The sequence below is a fragment of the Microcoleus sp. ARI1-B5 genome (genome assembly GCF_036705795.1).
GTDB lineage: Bacteria > Cyanobacteriota > Cyanobacteriia > Cyanobacteriales > Microcoleaceae > Microcoleus.
Genome location: NZ_JAUBVK010000009.1, coordinates 213,004 through 233,590, shown reverse-complemented (window position 1 = coordinate 233,590; position 20,587 = coordinate 213,004). Strand labels below are relative to the sequence as shown.

Below are 20,587 nucleotides of genomic sequence, written 5' to 3'. Positions count from 1 at the left end.
TTCAGTTGACCCTCCTGACTATATGATACTACTATTGTTTATTGATGCTTACAACCTTAATGAAGTTTTATAATACCGATTATGGTTTGCTAACGATTCTCAAGCAGGATGATTTAGGTGGGCTGCAAGTGAAGACAAAATCAGGCTGGATTGATGCTCCGCCGATCGCCAACTCATTTGTTTGTAATATTGGCGATATGCTCGATCGCCTCACAGGTGGACTTTATCGCTCTACTCCTCATCGAGTCAAGAAGGTGTCAGGACGATCTCGCTTATCATTTCCATTCTTCTTCGATCCCAATTTCAATGCTGAACTCCACCCGATTGAAATCAAGGGAGCGATCGTCGATGACAACAAAAACGAACGTTGGGACAAAGCCAGCGTTCACGAGTTTCGCGGCACTTACGGCGATTATGTCCTGAACAAAGTTGCAAAGGTTTTTCCCCAATTGCGCCAGGAAGTTTTTTGACATACTCCCCGCACTGGCGGCGACTACAACACCGTCGCAGCCAGAGCCACTGCCTGCTCGCGCAGTTCAGGGACAGCAATCGTTTCCCATAAATCACCTTTGCGCGGGGTGCCCAAAGTATAGAGCAGACTTGAACGGTTGCCCCGAGCATCTAATACGGCACCATCAGCGGCAGTATCCAATCCCAAACCGATGTCGTTGGGGCGGATCAACCCTTGGGCGCGCAAATTGGCGATTAGGGATTGGGGCGATCGGCGATAATCTGTTTTTACCCCTGTGCAATTCACCGCACGGCTGACCTGCAAGACCCGATTCGTTTGCGTTTGGCGATCGCGAACGGTAACAGCCACCGCCGCCTGTGCCGCTTGATAGTCCTGAATGCGCCCTGCCATAATTGTCAGTTGCCCTGATTCCAGCATTGCCCGGACAACATCCCCCATTTCACGGCCAATCCGATGCCGGTGCACATCCCAATAAGGGGTGACATGGCGCAAAAACCGTCGCTGCTCCACGCGGCCGAGTTGTTGCCAGAGTTGCTGGGTGATGGGACGCAGGGAATCGATCGCCGATCGCCAGTCGTAGCCCTGCTCCGTCGCCGTCTGCACCTCACTCCGAATGCACCGCAGCAAGCCCCGAATCGTTTTGGGCGCGGTGTCTGGGGTCAAAAAGGCGGGGTAGGGTTTGGTCGATCGATGGGTCAGCGGAAACAAGCCCCGGCGAGACACGGCGTAAATTTTGCCTTGATGGTGGCGATCGTGGAGCGACACCACCATATCCATCATTGTCAGTCCAGTGCCAATCAGCAACACGGGCGCATCAGGCTCGATCCCTGCCAGCGCATCGGCTGACCAGGCATTGCGGAAGTAGGGGGTGTCATTGTCCTTAGTTTGCGATGCACTGGGAGTTGCTGGCGCGTTTCCCAGTGCCAGCACAATTTTGTCTGCCGCGAAAGCACGGCTGCTCCGCAGGGAGACGATCGCACATGAGGCTTGTGGCTCCACTGCCACCACTTCATCGATGACGCGCTCCAGCCGGACGTTACTCAATGCTGTGGCTTCAGCTTCCTCCAGAATTGACTGGATATAAAGCCCGTATATCTGACGGGGAATGAAACTGCTGGCGTTCAAGTCATCGGGCAGGAATGCCGCCAATTCGTTGCGGTTATTGTGCAGCCAGCGCCGCAGATGACCGGGATCGTCGGGAAAGGCACTCATCTTGCCTGCGGATACATTTAGCAAATGGCTGGCGGTATCGGTGCTGTATGCAACTCCCTTGCCAATGTCGTGACTGCGATCGATCAGCTCGATCTACAGGGGTCGGTTGGCTGTTTTCAACAGGTGAGCCGCTACGAGACAACCACTAAAGCCAGCACCGACGATCGCGATCGTCGTTGGAGCATCGGAAGTCAGCATTTTAGGAACCCTATCAGCATCAAATAGAATAGGAATGTATCTATTGTTAAGACATCGGAACTAGGAAAAGATATCGCTGCCTCGGTATCCAACACTTACCCACAAGCGGGGATTTTTAATTACCTGGTTTCCAAACTACTTCTTCAACTTTGAGCTGCTTGGGAATTAAGCCAAGTTCAAAAAAAGTATCCGCAATTTCCTGTTGCTCGGCAACCATATCAGCTTGGATCGGTTCAAATCCATAACTGGGCCGTCGAGTCACTACATCTAAGATAGAAACATCAATTTTCAGAATGGGAGCGAGAATCTTGACTACTTCTGCGGGATTCGCATCAGCCCAAGTCGCTACTGCTTGAGTTTCTTCTCTAATTGCCTCAAGGATTTTGAAATTAGACTGAGTAAATGAGCGATTAGCTAAGTAAAAATCTCGGTTAGCTGCTAGTCCTTTACTATCTTTAACAACACGAAGATCTATTTGCGCTTGAGCTGCTGCATAAAAGGGGTCCCAAATTACCCAAGCATCTACGTTACCTTGTTGGAAGGCAGCTCTGGCATCGGCTGGTGTCAGGTTGGCAGGCTCAATATCAGTCCATTTTATCCCTGCGGATTTCAGTGCTTTTGCTAACAGGTAATTGGCGCTTGAACCTTTTGTAAAAGCTATTTTCTTACCCCGCAAATCCGCCAGGGTTTGAATTGGTGAATTAGCAGGAACTAAAATACCTGAACTGCGGTCTTTGGGGGCGCTACCGCCAATGTAAAGCAGGGGTGCGATCTTCAGCTTGGGCAAAGACTGGAGGAGCGTCCCCGGTGCGTGCGATATCGATGCTGCCGACGTTTAGTGCTTCCAGCATCGGGGGGCCTGACTGAAATTCTTTCCACTCAACGGATATGCCTAGAGGCTGCAAGCGTTTCTCTAACCCGCCTCTAGCTTTGACTAGCGTGAAGGGGTCTAATTTCTGATGACCGATGCGGACTACCTGAGCTTGAGCTGCTGCGGGGGAAGCGGCGGGGCTTGCAGATCCCGTAGGGGTGGGAGTATTGCAGGAGGCGATCGCCCAATTTAAGCTGATTCCCAATAGAAATAGCGCTGCTAGGGAAAGGTGCGATCGCCATAACTTAGCCAGAATTGAAATCACTCTTTTGAGCATAAACAATAATATTGTTCGTTGCTAATTTTCCGATCGAAGACTTCCCACTAATTCGGGTTTGCCACCGTGCAAGGTGCTGACAAATTCTTGTAACTGCGATCGCAGTGTTTGTTCTGTTTCCTCTTCAAGCTGTACGCTTGTTTCGTCGTAACTTTCGATCTGGGTGTCTAAAACATAGACACCAGCCAAGATATGACTAGCACCAAGCTCGGATAACACTGGTTTGAGGGCGTAATTAATTGCTAATAAGTGACCGAGCGTACCTCCTGTGGCAATGGGGAGAATAACTTTGCCAGCTAAACTCTTTTGCGGCAGCAAATCTAAGTAAGCCTTGAGTACGCCTGTGTAGGCTGCTTTGTAAACAGGTGTGGCGATGATTATGCCGTTGGCTGCTACTACTAAATCATTGACTGCTTTCAAGTCTGGGTTAGCAAATTGCCCGTAAATTAATACTTCTGGCGGGAGATCGCGGACGTTGATAGAAGCCGTACTCAGTCCCTCTTTCTCGACAGCGCGGCGGGCGTATTCCAGTACGGCAAAGGAGCGGGATGGATGAGACGGGCTACCTGCGATCGCAACAACATTAGGCATTTAACTGTCCTCCTATTTTTGACTCATTTAAAAATGACCCATTCACGGTATCGACCGTAAACTACTATAAATTTATAGAGTTACAGTAGTTTACTTAAAAGTAAGCTAGCACGGTCAATTTTAAAAAGCAAGTAAGTTGAGAGGTAAAGTTTGATAACCAGTACACAATTTTTGGGCGATCGCGAATTTCGGCGGGAATCAACTGTCAGGTTTTTTCTCCTAAATACAGCATAATCCCACCGGACTCAAAAACAGAACCTTTACAGGAACAGGGTTTGCTTGTTCTTAACAATTATTTATCAAAGCCGCAGAATTTGGGGGGAAAATTCTCTTGCTTTTTGTAGATACCTATGCAACAATCTTGTTTAATCAGCAAAATACGGTAATTTGACTGACTTACAGTAGTTTAAATATAGAGATGCTAATCTGCTCTTCACCAGCAGTGGTGAGTAGGAGACGAATTGGCATTTGCTCAACAGCCACCTTTGAAAGTGAAAAAGGTTTTGAGCCTGTGGCATAGCTCGCGATATGGAGGTTTTATAGAATGGAATCAGCACTCTCAGGAATAGGCCTAGAATTAGTAGAACTCCAGAAGTCATTTGGAAATATTAAAATTTTGCGGGATATCAACATAGAAATAAATCCCGGAGAATTTGTAGCAATTGTAGGTCGCAGCGGATGCGGCAAAAGTACCTTGCTGCGCTTAATCGCCGGACTAGAAGTTCCCACTCAAGGCACTGTCTTTTTAGATGGAAAGTCATCCCGCAAACTCAACTCTAAAGTGACAATGATGTTTCAGGATGCACGGCTGCTACCTTGGCAAAAAGTGCTGGCAAATGTGAAATTAGGGCTGATCGCTGCCCAAGAAAACGCGCACTACAAAGCGATGCAAGTGCTTCACGCGGTAGGGCTCGGCGATCGCGCCAACGATTGGCCGGCGGTACTCTCCGGCGGTCAAAAGCAGAGAGTTTCTTTAGCAAGAGCCCTTGCCTGCGAACCCCACTTGCTGCTGCTTGATGAACCCCTCGGCGCGTTAGATGCTTTGACTCGCATTGAGATGCAGCAATTGTTAGAAAATTTGTGGCAAGAAAAAGGATTTACCGCGCTACTGATCACTCACGACGTAGAAGAAGCAGTGGTGCTAGCTGACAGAGTTATTTTAATAGAAAATGGTCAGATTGCAATGGACTATTCTATTGATATGCCGCGACCGAGGCAGAAAGGAAATGCTGTATTTGCTGCGAAAGTAGAGGCGATTTTGCAGCGCGTTATGGGTCAAAAAGAAAGTAGCAAAAATGCAGAAAAATTTGCAATAAGTAGGTAGGTACAAAAAAACCAAACTATGTAAATCAGGACTTACGCACAGCCTATACATATAGCGTTAGGAGTGAAAAGCCAGTCTTGAACAGGCTTTCGGGTCTGTGAAGCGATCGTTATTGGAGAGGTCTATAATAGTGGGGACCTTCTCGCGGTTGAAGGTAACTCAAGTATGGGGCCTAGTTTAAGAATATTTCGGACTCGCGAACTGGATCGAATCCTATTAAACCTTAGAACTGCCGAGCTTAAGCATTATCGGGCTTCTTCAACCGCAAAATCTGCTTTGTGTGGGGTTTGGTATGGCTAAACGCTTTGGGCTTAGGACATAATGAAGGAATCCTTCTTACTCACCGGATTTAAATCGGATCGAGCGTTGGTAGGCCCGGATGAAACAGCCCGAGGGCTGCTGGAGCGGGGAACGGCTTTGGCGGAAGCTGTCGGTACAGCCCTGTGCTGTTTATCCTAAGCGCCCTGCGTTTAACTATCAAAGTAAAAAGAAAAGTTTTTGCGGACGCTAGCCTTTTTACTTAAAATTTTATTTATTGTATGGACTGGCAAGAAATTTCTGGCAACTGGGTATTAATTCCCTCTAAACCGATCGCGATCGTACATTTTCTCGGCGGTGCATTTGTAGCGACTGCACCGCAACTCACCTATCGCTGGCTGTTAGAGGCTTTGGGGAATCAAGGATATGTGGTAGTAGCAACGCCGTTTGTCAATACCTTGGATCATATTGCGATCGCCCGCGATGTCCTCAACAAATTTGAAAATGCCCTCGATCGCCTGCGCGCCACCAAATTGCTCAAATCTTCCTATCTCCCCGTCTACGGCATGGGGCACAGCATGGGATGCAAACTGCACTTGCTGATCGGTTCGGTGTTTGACGTAGAAAGGGCAGGCAATATTCTGATTTCCTTCAACAATTATGCGGCATCCGAAGCCATCCCGATCGTCGAGCAAATTTCCCCCGTCTTTAACGTAGAGTTTACCCCTTCCCCGCAAGACACCAATCGCCTCGTGCAAGATAGCTATCAAATCCGGCGCAATCTGTTAGTCAAATTTAACGGCGACAACATCGACCAAACCCTGCTGTTGACCAAGCTGCTAAAAGCACGATTTCCCGACATGATTACAGTTCAGACTCTAGCCGGCAACCATCAAACGCCCTTGGGGCAAGATGTTAGCTGGCCTGTGGGTCAAATTTTTACACCCTTCGACGCTCTTGGCCAGTGGGTAAAACAAGAAGTGTATCGAGAATTAAATCAATTAAAACGGACAATTCTGCTGTGGCTCAACCCTCTGTCCCGCGTTTAAAAGCGGATGAACCAATTAACCAGTATGTTCCTCGGGCCGTTCCAAAATATCATCTTCATCGTCCGTCTTTGAGAGAGGAGTATAATTTTTGACGATCGACAGACAGTTCCGGCCATCCGCCATTCTCGTGTAACTGAGACTGTCTGCGATGTCTTTCATCAATTTTAGACCCCGCCCGCCCGGAGCTTCAGGATCGATTTTTTCCGACATATCTTTAATTTTTTGCTCTAAATCAAAGGGAGGGCCCGAATCCCAAATTTTAATCTCTACAGATTCAGTACACACCGCCACCTGAATGTCAACCGGCAAATCCGGCCGTTTGCCCTCGTGGGCGTGACGCACCGCATTTGTAAAGCCCTCAGCCAAAGCCAACTGACAGCGTATCCACACACTTGTGGGAATTCGCGGCTCGTACAATTGTGCAAACCACGACAAAAGTGGGTCTAAAGCACTCTGGCCAGTATTGACTTGAAGATCCGCTTTCTTTAGGACTTGCAACTTTTCGGAACCTTTTAATTCAATCACGCTCTGCCACTAAAATTATAGTTCCATAAAATAGAGGCAACTATTTTACTGCCTGTACTTTACGTTTTTAACTTTTTTGCCAAAAGGCGGGCCAACATCACCCATCGCAGTTATTCACCTGCCGCCTCATTTTCCACTAATTGATGGGGTGCAGGTCATGTAAAACCAGGCCAAATTGAATGGGAGTTCGATTATACTAGCTTGTACTGCTAGGAAAATAAATGTCAAATCGAGTAATTAGCTGTTTATGGTACCAGAAGTCCCGCCCAGATGTCAATTCGCGCCAGCAGCCCAAAAAAGTCTATAAAAGTTTATATTCTGAGTATAAACTGGGTGAGTTCGACTTCGCCAAAATTTGCATCAACAAATTTAAAGGTAAATTGAACTCGATGGCTGGCAGGCAAAAGCATTTACCTGGAAAGCGATGTTATTAGACTATACTCAATCTCAGACAAGCGCGCTGACAGGATATATTTTTAATGACCCCCAGACCTTGAAAGACTTGTACTACCTGAGTGCCCATGTTTCAAATTCTGGTTATTGACGATGATACTGCTGTTCAAGAACTGCTGAGGAGAACCCTGAAAAAACAGGGTTACGAAGTGACAGTAGCAAGTAATGGCGAAGACGGTGTAGCCCAGGCGCAAAAATTGCGTCCAGCCCTGATAATTTGCGATTGGATCATGCCGCGCTTGACCGGCATAGATGTCTGCCGTCGAGTTAAGGCAGATCCGGAGCTGGCAACTACGCAATTCTTTTTGTTGACTTCTTTGGGTTCGATCGCCGATCGAGTCAAAGGGCTCGACGCCGGTGCCGACGATTTTATCTCGAAGCCGATCGAACTCAACGAATTGCAGGCGAGAGTACGCGCCGGATTGCGGCTGCACCAACTCAGCCGAGATTTAAAAATTGCCAAGCAAAGTCTGGAAGCAGAGCTAGCCGAGGCAGCGGAGTACGTGCAATCGCTGCTGCCAGATCCGATGACGGAACCTGTCAGCATCGAGGCAAAATTCATTCCCTCCCGGCAGTTGGGGGGAGATTGCTTCGACTACAACTGGCTGGATGCCGATTATTTGGCGATTTACTTGCTCGACGTGGCCGGTCACGGTTTGCGGGCGGCGCTGCCTTCTGTGGCAGTGCTGAATTTGCTGCGATCGCGCGCGCTGCCCAACATAGACTACTACAAGCCCAGCGACGTTTTGCGGGCCCTCAACACCACCTTCCAGATGAGCTACCAAAATGACAAATATTTCACCATCTGGTACGGCGTTTACAACCGCATTACTCGGCAGCTCACTTACGCCAGCGCCGGCCATCCCCCGGCGGTGTTGATTTCCCAGTCGCCTGCTTCCACTGCTAAAATCCAGCGATTAAAAACCCCCGGAATGCCGGTCGGGATGTTCCCCGACGCCCCCTATATGGATAATTGCTGCGATGTCGAGGATTTAAGCACCCTCTACATCTTTAGCGACGGGGTATACGAGATTCACCAACCTGACGGCAATATCTGGGGGCTTGACCCTTTCATCGACCTGCTAGCAGCTTACAACGGTGCAACTGCCGACCAGTTAGAACTGGTTTTGAGCTACATTCAAAAGTTGAACGCTAAAGCAGTTTTTGATGATGATTGGTCTTTACTCAAGATCAACTTTGGCTAGCTGACAAGAAAGCAGCACATCTGCGACCAAATAGCAAGAAGGCAGCAGCCAACCAAAAGAGTTAGTTAGTTGAGAGAATTTTGCTATTAAAAGCATCCCGGGTCGGAAATATCTCGAAAACTCGATCCATGCTGGTGAGTTCAAATAAGATGCGGATTTGCTCGTTGATAGAACAGACGACTAATTGACTCCCAGCGGCCCGGACTGTTTTGAGCGCCAAGACTAAAGCGCCCAAACCAGAACTATCCATAAATGTCACATCTTGGAAGTCGATCAATACCACATCGGCTCCCGCTTCCACTAGGTCGCTAATCTCTTGGCGGAATTGACTTGCCTTGGTGCCATCTAAAATGCCAGAGGGCTGAATAATTTTAACTACAGGACTCATATTTTGCAGTGGGAATGTCAGAATTCTAGGCAGACTAGGCTAGTATAGCTGCGAGACGGACTCCGATCCAAATAAGAGAAAGCCAAAGCCCCAGAGCGGGAGAAGAGTTTTGAGTGCGCAGCAAGCGGGCGATCGTCCCGGAGCGCAACGCTTGCGAGACTCACAGCGCACACCGGGCGAGTAAATTTTGAGATCGAGAAAATCTTTTTTGTGCCGAATCCCGAATCCCATTTATCAAACTAAGCTAACTTTGGCGCGGTAGAGGAGTTTGTCGCCTTGTCTGTAGCCTGTGTAGCGGACTTTGACGGGTTCTCCCGGCCCGGCTGTTCCTTCCAGGAGTTGGTGTTGTTGCGGGTTGTAGGGAATCTCTGCTCCGACAGGGGCGATCGACTCTACTCCCCAATGCTCCAATAACTGCTCGACGGGCCGCAGCAAGGGCAGTAGTTTCTGAGCCCGCAAGTTGTGATTTTCCTGAGCTTTGCTCGCAGCAGTCGGCCACTGCAACATCCAAGATTCTAAAATTTGCACGCAGGAGAGCTGGAATTCCTGCAGCAAAGATTCTCGCTGCTGTTCGATCGCAGCTTGCAGGCGCTGATATTCTTGTTCTAGGGCTGTCGGTGGTGCCTGTTCTAACTCTACAAAGTCCGGCGCCAAGGTTGCGAGCAGTTCATTTAAGGAAATTTGCAAAGCTTGACTGATTTTGAGCAGGATGTCGGCTCGGGTTTTCAAAGCTAAGCCGCGACGCAGGCGGATGACCTGAATTTCGGGAACTCCTGCTTTTTGGCTGAGTTCTCGATCGCTCGAAAGCCCGGCCTGTTGCATCAGGCGTTGCAGTTGAAGAGCATAATCGGGAATATTAGCTGCCACGAAAAAGTCATCCAAATTAATAAATGGACATATTCTCGATCGTAAACTGTCGGGAGTCTTAAGGAAATACATCTTTGGGGCAGGCTGGCGTGCCCACCCCACAAAAGAAGTGGCTATTTGACGCCAACTTGTTCGCGGGCGGCGGCTGTTGCAGTTGGCGCAGAACCTTGCAAATGCGCTTCTAGGAACCACAAACGCTTGTCAATTGTCCGCGAAATTTCGGTGTAGAGATCCGCTGTATCGGCGTCGCCGAGTTCTGCTGCTTTGTCGATCGCCACTCGCAGGTGTTGGGCGTAGGGTGCGTAGCGATCGGCCAAAGCAGTCACGTATTCTTTGCCGTCTAGGATGTCGAAAGGAAATTCTGGCAGGATCGAATCTGCGGCGGCCGTGCGGGCTGTTCCGACAGCTAAACCGCCCAAAGCTGTGACTCGTTCGGCAACCAAATCGATGTATTCTTCGAGTTCTGTTGCCATTTCGTCAAACAGCAAGTGCAACTGGTAGAAGTCCATGCCTTTAACGTTCCAGTGAGCTTGCTTGACTTGAGTTTTTAAGTCCAGAGTCGTGGCTAGCGTGGCGTTGAGCAGCCCGACTACTTGAGAGCGGGTGCCGGCTGACATATCGATGCGCGTCGGGTACAGATGTTGTTTGTGGTTGTTGAGAGTCATATGTTTGTACCTTGTGAGTGGTGATTGTCGATCGAATATTTGAGATTGGTTTGGGCGATCGAATATTTGCCTGTCGTGAATTGCTGTTGAGACGCTCAGGCTAAGTGCATCTGCAACACCGCACGGGGAGCTCGGCGTACATTACAGCGGATAGTTTCTAAACCGAGGCGCTGGCAAGCTTCGTACCGGTGGCAGCCGGAAAATCCGTAATACTGACCATCTACTTCTAGCACATCGATGGGTTCGTTTAAACCTACCTCGCGGATGGATTCCATCAGGGCGGCTACTTTAGTTTGGTCGTTGACTCGCGGCAGGGGGCGGCGAATCTGGTTGAGGGGTATTGCTTCGATCCTCATGGCGGCTCTCTGTTTTGCTTCTTGCTTAATCATACTCGTAATGACTTCGACTTGGCAAGCAAAATCAGGAATTAGGCAAAAATTAAGGTTTATGCTGGAACGATCGCTTCTCGTTGACGCGATCGGCTTCATCAGCAACAACCCTTGAAGCCGATCGCTCCCCAAAAAGCCCAAAGCACTGTCTTACAGATCAGATTACGGTAGCTTGATCTCGAAGGCTGATAAATAGTATTTAAATGCTGCTCTCACCGAGAGATTAAACTACTTAACAACTAAGATAAGCGGCGGCAGGCAGCATTTGCAATATCACCAATACCTCTGGCCCGTCCGCCGAGCGGGTTGTTAGACCGCGTATTTACAGTTGCTTCTGCTATTACTAAAAGGCTGCTCGTGGCTTCGTAGAGAGGAAAATTCAAGCATGATTATTGCTTGATGATATAGTGGTACGTAAACATTTACCGAGAGTAAGGCTTAAATATGGAGTATCAATCCTATTCTATCAGGCAGTTGCTGGATGCTGTAAGTAGTGGCAGTGTTCGGATTCCTGCTTTCCAGCGAGGTTTTGTCTGGGATATGGATAGAGTTGCATATCTAATGGACAGTATCTACAAAAATTATCCTTTTGGCTCATTACTTTTTTGGCGAACTAAATACAAGCTTTCTGTAGAGAGAAAGCTGGGCCAATTTGAACTTCCACAACCCAAAGAAGATTACCCAATTGATTATGTCTTAGACGGTCAGCAAAGGCTGACATCAATATTTTCTGTTTTTCAGACCGAACTAAAGCCAACTTTCGATAGTGCATGGGTTGGAATATATTTCGATTTGGAAGCACAAGAGGATGTACAAGAAAGTCAGTTTTTGGCTCTTTCGGAGATCGATGTTGATTCATCTAAACACTTTCCTCTGAGCGTTTTATTTGACTCTGTTAGATATAGAGATGCAACTACCAAATTTACTAATGAGCAAATTATACGTTTAGATAGAATTCAAGAGAAATTTAAAGAAGTATCTATTCCTGCTCAAATTTTAAAGACGGATGATAGAGCAATTGTTGCAATTGTATTTGAGCGCGTTAATAGACTAGGGATGGAACTTGATACTCTTCAACTCCTTGCAGCCTGGACTTGGAATGAGGATTTCGATTTATTAGAGAGTTTCAAAGAATTGAAAGAAGAACTTGAAGAGTTCGGATTTTCTCAAGTCGGTGAGGATGCTGATTTGATATTGAGATGTGCGGCGGCTATATTAATGAAAGATCCTACTCCAGATAATCTCTTAGAATTGAATGGTCAACAAATCAGAGCAGCATTTCCCAAGGTCAGGACTGGGATTTTCGGTGCTATCGACTTTCTAAGAATGCAGTTGAAGGCTATGTCCCTTAAGAACTTACCATCCTCTGCGTTGATCATTCCTCTATGTACCTTCTTCGCAGAACCTGATGGCAAGCAAGTGTCCTATGACTCCAACGTTTATGCCAGATTAAAAAAGTGGTTTTGGCGATCTTGCTTTACCAACCGATATGGTAGTAGGCCTAAAAGAACTGCCATAACTGATATAGAAGAAATACAAAAGCTTAAAAATGGTGAGGTGAATACTTTTGGAGATATTTCTCACGATCTAAGTAAGGATTTCTTCAAAACTAATTATTTTAGGTTAGCTAGTGCAAATACTAAGACATTTATATTGATGTTAGCCAACAATAATCCAAAGACTTTTTTGTCCGGTTCATCAATTGATTTAGATAAAGTTTTGCAAAAGTACAACAGAGCAGAGTTTCATCATATTTATCCCAAAGCTTACTTGAGAGAGTTAGACACTTCTGACGAAAAGATTAATTGTCTTGCCAACTTCTGTTTTTTGAACAGTTCAGAAAACAAGAAAATAGGGCGAAAAAAACCGTCTGAATATATCACTATCATGCCCAATGATGATGATGTGTTGAAAGAAGAAATTTTAACAAATGCTTTTTGCCCACAGGAATTTTGCAATGATGATTTTGATGGTTTTGTGAATAAGCGTGCAGAACTGTTAGCTACTTTTGCAAAACAGTTGATGCAAGATGTGTAGAACCAAGCTCTAGACTTAACCATATCCCAAAATTAAGATCCGATCGCCCATTAAGAAAAAATCCCAGCATCTGCGACAGAATCATCTCAAGTCAATCCCGCAATAATATTGACGCTCATAGCCAGAATAGCGGTGTTAAAAAAGAACGACAGCACACTGTGAAAAAGCACGAGATACCTCGTCGAACGAGAAGTGATCTGCACGTCTGCCACTTGGCAAGTCATCCCAATCCCAAACGAGAAATATAAAAAATCTTTGTAATCTGGTTCCTCGTCGCCCGGAAAATCCAAACCCCCCGCCTGCGAGTAGCTGCCGTGCTGTTTGCTGCGGTTTCCGTAGTAGCTGCGGGCATAGTGCATCGTGAAAATAGTGTGCACCTGCATCCAAGAGCCAACAATTGTCAGCACAGAAAGCCCCAAGTGCAGCAATAGCAAATCGGGGGGCAAGCCTTTGGTATCGCGCAGCAGGAAGACGATCGCCAACAAGCTAGCACAAGCCGCCGCCACGATCGTGCTTAAGATTGTTAAGCGGCCAGCGTCCAACTGCTGAGCGTGGTGGCGCATTATTTCGGGAGTGCCTTGCAGCATCAGCATCCAAGTCAAAAGCAGGAAACTCACAGCGCCCGCGTTCCAAATGCACAGCATCCGAGTCAGCAGGAAATAGTGAGGTGGCAGGAAAACAGCGACTGCTATGGCGAACAGAACAGACGCAAACAGGCGGTGCCGGACGCTCCAGACCCAGTGCATTTGAGATTTGGAAACATTTCTCACAGTAATCTAGCTTAAGTTAGGCACAGTAAGGGTAGAAAATGCCAACTACTGCTATCTTGCCCAGAAATCCCAAAAAATAAGCTATGAATTGGTAACACCCAGCACGGACAGGATTTTTCATGCCTTTCGATAGATCGATCGACCTCAACCTTCTAGGTACAGTGGGACAAAAGATAAATGGTGGTTTGAAATTATGGCATCCTCCCAACCCCTCAAAGGCATTGAATTGATCGACTGCGCCAAAGCCAACGCGCCACAAGGAATCGCCACAGCCGCGCAGCTTTGCGGCTACGGAGGCGACCTCAACACCTTCGAGCGGGAACTGAAACAGGCTTGCCAAAACATCGGCGTCGAAGTTAAGGAATTGAACGACTTGATTACGGATCAGCAGATGATGCAACAAGGAATGGGCATCGAAATCGCTCCAGACACTCCCTCAGAACTCTAGGATCGATCTCCACCGCACCAGGAAAGAGAGGTGAACTACCCACCGTCAAGCGGAGTACCGCTATGACGGGGGCTTCTCCCTTCAACAACCACCGCCGCTACAGTAGTAGACTTGCGTCCATACTGCTTTGGTCTTACATAGCCTTGGCTGAGCAATAACGTTGGTTCCCAACGCCAATAATCGCAAACCTTCATTTTTGATATTGATCGCCGCGTTAATGTCTCTGTCGTGTCTTTGCCCGCAGTGAGGGCAATCAAATACACGCACTGATAGATCCATTGAAGGCAGTAGTTTCAAAGTATTAGAGCAAAGATGAGTTGAGGCAAAGAATCTACCTATTTGTAGATAAATTTTACCCACCATTTCGGCTTTGTACTTGAGCATAGTGCAGAACATCCCCCAGCCAGCATCAGAGATTGCTTTGGCTAGGCAGTGATTTTTGACCATGTTTCTGACTGCCAGATTTTCTACGACTATGACGAAAGTTTTCGTCTACTATCTTGCGCGATAGTTTGTGTAAAAAATCTTCACGGGCTCTTTTAATTTTGGAATGAACCTTGGCTACCGCAAGCTTTGCTTTACGCCGATTCTTAGTTGTTTTGTCCTTTTTACTGGCTAGTTTTTTCTGCTTGCGGGCTAGATTCTTCTCATATTTCTTTGTGGCTCTAGGGTGCTGATACTTCGAGCCATCAGATGTAACAGCAAAATCAGTTAAGCCTAGATCTAGACCGATTAGTTTGCCCTCAGAACTAGGTTCTGGACATTCAATCCCATCATCTACCAGCATCGAAGCAAAGTATCTACCATCATAATTTTTGGAGACAGTCACAGTTTTGACTTTACCCTCAATATCTTGATGAATTTTAGCATTGACAGTGCCCAACGAACCCGGGAATTTAATCTCGCGAGCGCTCAAGACTGTGACATTTTGAGGATACTGGATTGACTGTTTTCCTTGGCGTTTCTTGAATGTCGGATACATGCAAAGGCCATCAAAGAAGTTGCCAAAAGCCACACCTAGATTTAAAACTGACTGTTGAAGGCATTGTGAGTAACACTCAGACAACCATTTATATTCAGCTTTCCATAAAGGTATGGACTTCTTCATTGTCATTGCCGTAACGCCCCTGCCTGTTTCTTGGTAAGTGGCACTCCTCGTAGCCAAAGACTGATTCCAGACCCAGCGCACACAACCGAAAGCCTGAGCAAGGTGAGCTTGCTGGGCAACAGTTGGATAGATTCGGACTTTGACAGCTTTTAACAAGATACTTAGATTGCTTGCAGAATTGCTCTAAGACTACGAGAGCAAAGAACATTAGGAAAAGCAAGGAATTTGCGATCTCCGCTCACCGGTCGTTGGGTTCGGCTCCTCATCCACCCGTCTACTGCTCAGAAGTGCGTTTTTGAGATTGTAGACGGGTGAAATCCGCGTCTCTCATCCCACGGCAAACGAAGCGTTATGGTGTGGGGATTCCCGTCTGCCTAGTTAAAACCGCCCAGACACGAGTATTGTCAGTCTTTCACAAGAGGCAGGCTAGAATATTTTGCATGGGAGCTTCTGACTTTTGGCAGGAGTCGTGTTTCCTCCCGCGAAGAGGGTGCTTTCTGGAGGGTGCTGAGATTGTTAGGAGGACTGTCGTGTCAGATCAGCAAGACCGAATAATGCGTTTGTTTATAGAGGAGGCTAAGGAGCACCTCGATACTCTAGAAAATGGTTTGGTGGATTTGAAGTCCACGATGAAAGACCCCGAAAGCGTCCAAGAGATGTTTCGAGCCGCCCATTCGGTCAAAGGAGGGGCGGCTATGCTCAGCTTGGATAGTATTAAAACAACCGCTCACCGCTTGGAAGATTGTTTTAAAGTGCTCAAGGACGGGCCCGTCAAGCAGGTTGACCAAACGGCAGAATCCCTATTTTTAAGGGGAGTTGATACGCTTAAAGACTTGCTGGCGCGACTGGAAGGGCCTTTCGGTTTGAGGAATGAAGAGGGAGAAAAACTCGTCCAGGTGGTGATGCCAGTTTTTGCTCAACTGGAAACTCACCTCAACAACTTGGCGGCGGGCAAAGTTCAGGCGGTTGCTGCTGCTGGCTCGCGTGCGCCCGCTGCTGCTCCAACAGCGGGCGCTGCGCCGGCGAATTTTGCTGTTGAAGTGATGGTTTTACTTAAAGAAATGTTGCAGGTGTTCAAGCAGAAAGAATCGGCTGCTAGTCGCGAGGAGTTGGCGGCTGTGTGCGTTCGCCTCTATAGGTTGGGAGGTAAAATTGAGACTTGGCAAAATTTAGTTAAAACAGCTAGAGGGGCGATCGTTAATCCTAAAAACTCTTATAAAGTCTTAGCTCCGCTGATTATCAAAGAACTCAAGGATGCTGGAGATTTGGTGCAAGCGGGGAAAGTTAAGACGATCGCTCCGAGTAAAAATTTGTTACTCTTGGCAGCAAGCCCAAAAGCAGCAGAGGTAAGCGCAACCGCAGCCCCAGCAGCAGCGTCGAAGCAAGTAGCTCTTCCCGCCGAACCGAAGGCGGTAGTCAAGCTTTTGCTCAAAACTTTCAACAAAAAGCAACTCTCGGAAATCGCCAAGTTACTGGTTCACGCCATCAAATCCTCGAACTAGGAGTTGTTGCAGTAGAAGATAGGGTCAAAGCAATATTTTTGATGGGGATAATTTTCTGTTGCGCGCCCGGGGCCTGAGTCTCGCTGCAACTCGAAAAAATTCACTCTCGAAGAGATTTTTGCCCTCTACCTTCTACTGTTAGGCAAGCCTGCGTTAGAATTAAGGGATATAGGATCGGGGTGCAATATTGTACCCGAATAAAAAATCGATCGGGCTTTAGAAGGCGGTAGCTGTGAAACCAATTCGTTCATTAGAAGATGCTTTAAACCGCTGTCAGGCGATGGGAATGCGCTTGAGCCGCCAGCGTCGATTTATTCTAGAACTTTTGTGGGATGCAAAAGAACACCTCTCGGCTCGCGAAATTTACGATCGCCTGAACCAACAAGCGCATTCGATCGGGCATACTTCTGTTTATCAAAATCTAGAAGCTTTGTCGAGATCCGGGATTATTGAGTGCATAGAACGCTCGGAGGGACGCTTGTACGGGAATGTCAGCGACTCTCACTCTCACGTCAATTGTCTGGATACGGCTCAGATTCTCGACGTTCACGTGGAACTGCCGCTCGACTTGATCGAACAAATCCAACAGCAAACTGGTGTCAAAATTGTAGACTACCGGATAGATTTCTACGGATACCGCTCGTCGGTGCCAGCCACGGAAGGATAGAGTGTGAGCGATACGCCTAAAGCATCGTGACCGATGAGGAAGCGGCTGCCAGAAGCAAAACGGATATTTTTGCTGGGGCTGTGGGCGGTATAAAATGATTCAAGTAGTGAGGGCGGTCGCTAGGGTTCGATCGCACGGGCGCGGGAATTGGGCAGAGTAAAAAAAAGTGAAACTCGATCGGCCTGTTGGGCGATCGGGGAATAAAATTTAGAACTAAGCCACAAAATCAGTTCTACCCGCTACACGTAAAAAAAGTTGAGACAAAATCCGGCTTTAGTACCCGCTTTATTTTTTAGTCCGCTTGGAGCGGACGAAAGTTTGTGTAGGATAGGTTTGGGCCGCGCCCGTCCGATCGAGGGAATTTCTGACCCGGATTTAGTATGATACCAAATCCGGGTTTGGGACAAGCGTTATTCTTCAGTCGGCGCCGGTGGTCGCCCTTGCTTGTCGAAGTGCCGACTTTTTTTGACTCGCGACAGCGGTTTCAACCGCCGAAAGATAAAGGGGATATTTAACCCGGATTTAGTATGAGACCTGAGTTTAACCCCCCCAAATTTATCTGCAGAGTCAAATCAAAAGGGAGCATCTCCTGCTTTGTAAAAAGCATTTTTTTGCGGGAGTGCGAGCAAGAACTATTGCACAGCAAAGCTTATATAACCTTTTACAGTGCTGTCCTCGCGAGGACAGCACTATAAAAGCTTGCGCACAGATGCTCTCAATCTAAAATTCTTCAAGTCTTTAATCTAAAATCGCTCGACTGACCGGGCTTTATACTGTTTTTTCTGCTAAACTGCACCCGGAAGCTGTGAATAATTGTTTGATAACTGGTATGATTTACGTGCTTATAGAGCCGAAAAGGCTCGGAAGCAACCAGTGGGGCCCGACACGAGCCTCACTATAAAACGCCGAAGAGGGAAAGATTGCCAGTACCTTGAAGGAAATTCTCGATCTCCTTAACAGGAGTTCAGAAGCTCACATCGCAATCGATGATTTGATGTGGGAGTGTCACGCAGAGAGCGCATTACAGGACAGGCTGAAGTAATGGCGAGACGACAATCTGACCAATTCCACACACCACCCAAATACAACCCATCCCCCAAACCGACGGCACAGTTGAGTGCAGGGGCGACAGGCGATGCGAGTTCCTCGCTAGAGGCGCGGCCAAAAGATGGCAAAAGAACTTTTTGGCAGTGGCAACTGATCTGGCTGAGTCTCCTGGTGGGATTTGGAGTAACCGGTGCCGCTGCATTTCTGTGGTTGCTGACGATGCCGCCACCGCCCAATTGCCAGCAACTGTCGCCGCTGGCGGCGGACGGAGAGCGACTTTACTGCGCTCAGCAAGCAGCTAAGTCGGGCAAGCTAGACCAGCTAGAATCGGCAATAGCACTGGTGCAGGCTTGGCCGAAAGAACACCCGCTATACTCGCAGGGTCAACATTTGATCGGGGAATGGTCGAAAGCTATTCTGGGATTTGCCAGGGCAAAAATTGAGCTGGGCGATTTGAAGGGCGCTCTGGAGATTGTGGCGAAAATTCCGAAAACCAGTCCGTCTTACCCAGAGGTACAGGAGGCTGTTACTGCTTGGGAAAAAAATTGGCAGGAGGGCCAAAAACTCTACGATACAGCCCTAACAGCTTTGAAAAGCGAGGATTTAAAGAAGGCATGGGATTACGCTCAAGCTCTGTTCAAGCTGGAAAATATTTTCTGGAGTCAGAAGCGCTACAACGAGCTAATCCAGCAGATTTCTTTGGAAAGAAACGGCTGGCAGCGCTTGCAAGAGGCTAGAGATTTGGCGCAGGAGGGAACTCCGCAAAAGTTCGCTGAGGCCATCGTCCTGGCTCGCAAAATAGACCCGCAGCTTTTTGCCCGCGCTAAAGCTGAGAAGGAAATTGAGGGCTGGAGCCGGACTTTGCTGGCAATGGCGACTAAGCGGTTGGGGGCGAAAGACCTCCCGGGGGCGATCGAGGCTGCTTCTGTGGTGCCGCAGGATTCGCCTCTGTTTGCGGAAGCTCAAGATTTGATGCAGTTGGGTAGGGCTCAGGCGGTGATGTGGAACCAGTCGGTATCAACACCGCTGGCGCAACACATTTTTACTTTGCTCGAAGGGCAGGGCGCTGCTAGCAAAATTGCTCCGGGCCGCCCTCTGTACAAGCAGGCTCAATTTCAAATTGAAAGTTTACAGGTGCAGTTTCAAGATTTGGTGCGGCTGCAAATGGCGAGCACGATCGCTAGTTTCGGTCAGCTCGGGACGTTTCAGGTAGCGATCGAGCAAGCGCAAACGATCGGCCCGAAGCAGCCGCGGCGGGTTCACGCTCAAACTTTGGTGGCTACTTGGCGCCGGGAAATTCAGCGGATCGAAGACAAATCTTTTGTCACCCTGGCGAAGCAGTTAGCAGAACCGGGAACGGTTGAAGGACTTAAGGGCGGCATCGCTCAGCTACTCCTGGTCGCTCAAAAGCGCCCCCGCAGAATAGAGGCGCAAACTCTCTTGGCTCAGTGGACGAAACGCATAGAAGTTATTCAAGATCAGCCTTTTTTGGATGAAGCTATCGCCCTGGCGAAGCAAGGAAAACTGAGCGCGGCTATTGATAAAGCTTCGGAAATTAAGAGCGGTAGGACTCTGTACGCCAAAGCTCAGGATAATGTCTATCAGTGGGTGAGCGAACTGCAAGTGGCTCGAGACAGACCGATTCTCGATCGAGCGGCGGAATTGGCTTCTGGCGGTAGTCTAGGAGCGGCGATCGAGATGGCTTCCCAAATCGGTTACGGTAGGGCGCTGCATTCAGAGGCGGCAGGGGCGATCGGGCGCTGGAGTGCCGAACTCAGAGCCAACACTGCACCGCCACCGGCGGCGGAACCGGCTCGCGAGTACGCGCCAGCTCCGCAACAGGAAGAGTACGCGCCAGCTCCGCGACAGGAAGAGTACGCGCCGGCTCCGCGACAGGAGGAGTATGCGCCGGCTCCGCGACAGGAAGAGTACGCGCCGGCTCCGGAACCTTACTATCCGCCCGCGAGACAAGAAGCCCCGGCTCCGGCTCCGGAGCCTTACTATCCGCCCGCAAGGGAGCCGGAACCTTACTATCCGCCCGCGCGGGAGCCGGAACCTTACTATCCGCCCGCGCGGGAGCCGGAACCTTACTATCCGCCCGCGAGACAAGAGGCCCCGGCTCCGGCTCCGGAACCTGCTCCTCCTCCGGCTCCGGCTCCGGAACCCCCGCCGCCCTCGATTCCTGAATCGGCTGGGCCTCCTGATGCTAATTTGATCCCCGAGTAATTGGGTTTTCGCGCGATCGACCTCTTTAATCTGAAATC

Annotated in this window: 24 protein-coding genes; 12 read left to right on the top strand and 12 right to left on the bottom strand. The window is 48.5% G+C overall.

The window, feature by feature from the left end:
- The first annotated feature begins 59 nt into the window (after positions 1-59).
- A complete protein-coding gene (locus QUB63_RS16605; RefSeq protein WP_332946352.1) occupies positions 60-470 on the top strand; it encodes a 2OG-Fe(II) oxygenase family protein in 411 nt (136 codons plus the stop codon).
- A gap of 23 nt (positions 471-493) precedes the next feature.
- Here QUB63_RS16605 and QUB63_RS16600 read toward each other — a convergent pair whose 3' ends face one another.
- Entirely contained in the window at positions 494-1,750 is a 1,257-nt protein-coding gene (locus QUB63_RS16600; protein ID WP_332946361.1) for an FAD/NAD(P)-binding protein, read from the bottom strand.
- Between QUB63_RS16600 and QUB63_RS16595 the strand changes: the two genes are divergently transcribed.
- Positions 1,709-1,909 carry a hypothetical protein gene (locus QUB63_RS16595; RefSeq protein ID WP_332946351.1) on the top strand — a complete coding sequence of 67 codons (201 nt, stop codon included), beginning with the start codon at positions 1,709-1,711 and terminating at the stop codon, positions 1,907-1,909. The genes QUB63_RS16600 and QUB63_RS16595 overlap by 42 nt on opposite strands.
- Before the next feature lie 88 nt (positions 1,910-1,997).
- Here QUB63_RS16595 and QUB63_RS16590 read toward each other — a convergent pair whose 3' ends face one another.
- The 3 genes from QUB63_RS16590 to ssuE are packed head-to-tail and all read right to left on the bottom strand — an operon-like array spanning position 1,998 to position 3,621.
- Positions 1,998-2,669 (bottom strand): ABC transporter substrate-binding protein, encoded by a 672-nt coding sequence (locus QUB63_RS16590; RefSeq protein ID WP_332946350.1) that lies wholly within the window; start codon positions 2,667-2,669, stop codon positions 1,998-2,000.
- A complete protein-coding gene (locus tag QUB63_RS16585) occupies positions 2,626-3,030 on the bottom strand; it encodes a hypothetical protein (RefSeq protein WP_332946349.1) in 405 nt (134 codons plus the stop codon). Before QUB63_RS16585 ends, QUB63_RS16590 begins: the two co-directional genes overlap by 44 nt.
- Positions 3,031-3,051: 21 nt before the next feature.
- Positions 3,052-3,621, bottom strand: coding sequence for an NADPH-dependent FMN reductase (gene ssuE / locus QUB63_RS16580; RefSeq protein ID WP_332946348.1), 570 nt, complete (start codon positions 3,619-3,621; stop codon positions 3,052-3,054).
- A gap of 544 nt (positions 3,622-4,165) precedes the next feature.
- Here ssuE and QUB63_RS16575 point away from each other — a divergent pair.
- The 3 genes from QUB63_RS16575 (at position 4,166) to QUB63_RS16565 (ending at position 6,252) form a co-directional block, all read left to right on the top strand.
- Positions 4,166-4,945, top strand: a complete 780-nt coding sequence (locus QUB63_RS16575; protein ID WP_332946347.1) for an ATP-binding cassette domain-containing protein — start codon at positions 4,166-4,168, stop codon at positions 4,943-4,945.
- A 321-nt stretch (positions 4,946-5,266) separates the two neighbouring features.
- Positions 5,267-5,404, top strand: a complete 138-nt coding sequence (locus QUB63_RS16570) for a hypothetical protein (RefSeq protein WP_332946346.1) — start codon at positions 5,267-5,269, stop codon at positions 5,402-5,404.
- Positions 5,405-5,484: 80 nt separating this feature from the next.
- Complete coding sequence (locus QUB63_RS16565; protein WP_332946345.1) at positions 5,485-6,252, top strand: DUF1350 family protein; 768 nt, start codon at positions 5,485-5,487, stop codon at positions 6,250-6,252.
- Between the two features lie 15 nt (positions 6,253-6,267).
- Here QUB63_RS16565 and QUB63_RS16560 read toward each other — a convergent pair whose 3' ends face one another.
- On the bottom strand, positions 6,268-6,777 hold the full coding sequence (locus QUB63_RS16560) for an ATP-binding protein (protein ID WP_332946344.1): 510 nt from the start codon (positions 6,775-6,777) through the stop codon (positions 6,268-6,270).
- A gap of 521 nt (positions 6,778-7,298) precedes the next feature.
- Here QUB63_RS16560 and QUB63_RS16555 point away from each other — a divergent pair.
- Positions 7,299-8,435 (top strand): PP2C family protein-serine/threonine phosphatase, encoded by a 1,137-nt coding sequence (locus QUB63_RS16555; RefSeq protein WP_332946343.1) that lies wholly within the window; start codon positions 7,299-7,301, stop codon positions 8,433-8,435.
- A gap of 61 nt (positions 8,436-8,496) precedes the next feature.
- Here QUB63_RS16555 and QUB63_RS16550 read toward each other — a convergent pair whose 3' ends face one another.
- The 4 genes from QUB63_RS16550 to QUB63_RS35065 all read right to left on the bottom strand — a co-directional run bounded on the left by QUB63_RS16550 (position 8,497) and on the right by QUB63_RS35065 (position 10,885).
- The gene (locus QUB63_RS16550; protein WP_293148351.1) at positions 8,497-8,823 is read right to left on the bottom strand and encodes an STAS domain-containing protein; all 327 of its coding nucleotides are present in this window, start codon (positions 8,821-8,823) and stop codon (positions 8,497-8,499) included.
- Positions 8,824-9,057: 234 nt separating this feature from the next.
- Positions 9,058-9,762: a helix-turn-helix domain-containing protein gene (locus QUB63_RS16545; RefSeq protein ID WP_332946342.1), complete on the bottom strand. Its 705-nt coding sequence runs from the start codon at positions 9,760-9,762 to the stop codon at positions 9,058-9,060.
- A gap of 41 nt (positions 9,763-9,803) precedes the next feature.
- Positions 9,804-10,355: a DNA starvation/stationary phase protection protein Dps gene (gene dps / locus QUB63_RS16540; protein WP_332946341.1), complete on the bottom strand. Its 552-nt coding sequence runs from the start codon at positions 10,353-10,355 to the stop codon at positions 9,804-9,806.
- A 95-nt stretch (positions 10,356-10,450) separates the two neighbouring features.
- Positions 10,451-10,885, bottom strand: a complete 435-nt coding sequence (locus QUB63_RS35065; protein WP_442921805.1) for a ParB N-terminal domain-containing protein — start codon at positions 10,883-10,885, stop codon at positions 10,451-10,453.
- 303 nt (positions 10,886-11,188) lie between these two features.
- On the opposite strand from QUB63_RS35065, the gene QUB63_RS16530 reads away from it, so the two are divergent.
- Positions 11,189-12,781, top strand: coding sequence for a GmrSD restriction endonuclease domain-containing protein (locus QUB63_RS16530; RefSeq protein ID WP_332946340.1), 1,593 nt, complete (start codon positions 11,189-11,191; stop codon positions 12,779-12,781).
- An 86-nt stretch (positions 12,782-12,867) separates the two neighbouring features.
- On the opposite strand, the gene QUB63_RS16525 is transcribed toward QUB63_RS16530, so the two are convergent.
- A complete protein-coding gene (locus QUB63_RS16525) occupies positions 12,868-13,527 on the bottom strand; it encodes a DUF1345 domain-containing protein (RefSeq protein WP_332946339.1) in 660 nt (219 codons plus the stop codon).
- 217 nt (positions 13,528-13,744) lie between these two features.
- Between QUB63_RS16525 and QUB63_RS16520 the strand changes: the two genes are divergently transcribed.
- The gene (locus QUB63_RS16520) at positions 13,745-13,999 is read left to right on the top strand and encodes a hypothetical protein (protein ID WP_332946338.1); all 255 of its coding nucleotides are present in this window, start codon (positions 13,745-13,747) and stop codon (positions 13,997-13,999) included.
- Positions 14,000-14,080: 81 nt separating this feature from the next.
- Here the strand turns inward: QUB63_RS16520 and QUB63_RS16515 are convergent, their stop codons facing one another.
- Together QUB63_RS16515 and QUB63_RS16510 are read right to left on the bottom strand one after the other, a co-directional pair.
- On the bottom strand, positions 14,081-14,362 hold the full coding sequence (locus QUB63_RS16515; protein ID WP_332946359.1) for a zinc ribbon domain-containing protein: 282 nt from the start codon (positions 14,360-14,362) through the stop codon (positions 14,081-14,083).
- Between the two features lie 46 nt (positions 14,363-14,408).
- Entirely contained in the window at positions 14,409-15,263 is an 855-nt protein-coding gene (locus tag QUB63_RS16510; protein WP_332946337.1) for an RNA-guided endonuclease InsQ/TnpB family protein, read from the bottom strand.
- Between the two features lie 398 nt (positions 15,264-15,661).
- Here QUB63_RS16510 and QUB63_RS16505 point away from each other — a divergent pair, with 398 nt between their 5' ends.
- From QUB63_RS16505 to QUB63_RS16490, 4 genes are all read left to right on the top strand, one after another.
- Positions 15,662-16,609, top strand: coding sequence for an Hpt domain-containing protein (locus tag QUB63_RS16505; protein ID WP_332946336.1), 948 nt, complete (start codon positions 15,662-15,664; stop codon positions 16,607-16,609).
- Between the two features lie 232 nt (positions 16,610-16,841).
- Entirely contained in the window at positions 16,842-17,276 is a 435-nt protein-coding gene (locus QUB63_RS16500) for a Fur family transcriptional regulator (RefSeq protein ID WP_332946335.1), read from the top strand.
- Positions 17,277-17,656: 380 nt separating this feature from the next.
- Positions 17,657-17,791, top strand: a complete 135-nt coding sequence (locus QUB63_RS16495) for a hypothetical protein (protein ID WP_332946334.1) — start codon at positions 17,657-17,659, stop codon at positions 17,789-17,791.
- Positions 17,792-18,278: 487 nt separating this feature from the next.
- Positions 18,279-20,549, top strand: a complete 2,271-nt coding sequence (locus tag QUB63_RS16490; RefSeq protein WP_332946333.1) for a hypothetical protein — start codon at positions 18,279-18,281, stop codon at positions 20,547-20,549.
- The last annotated feature ends 38 nt before the right edge of the window (positions 20,550-20,587 follow it).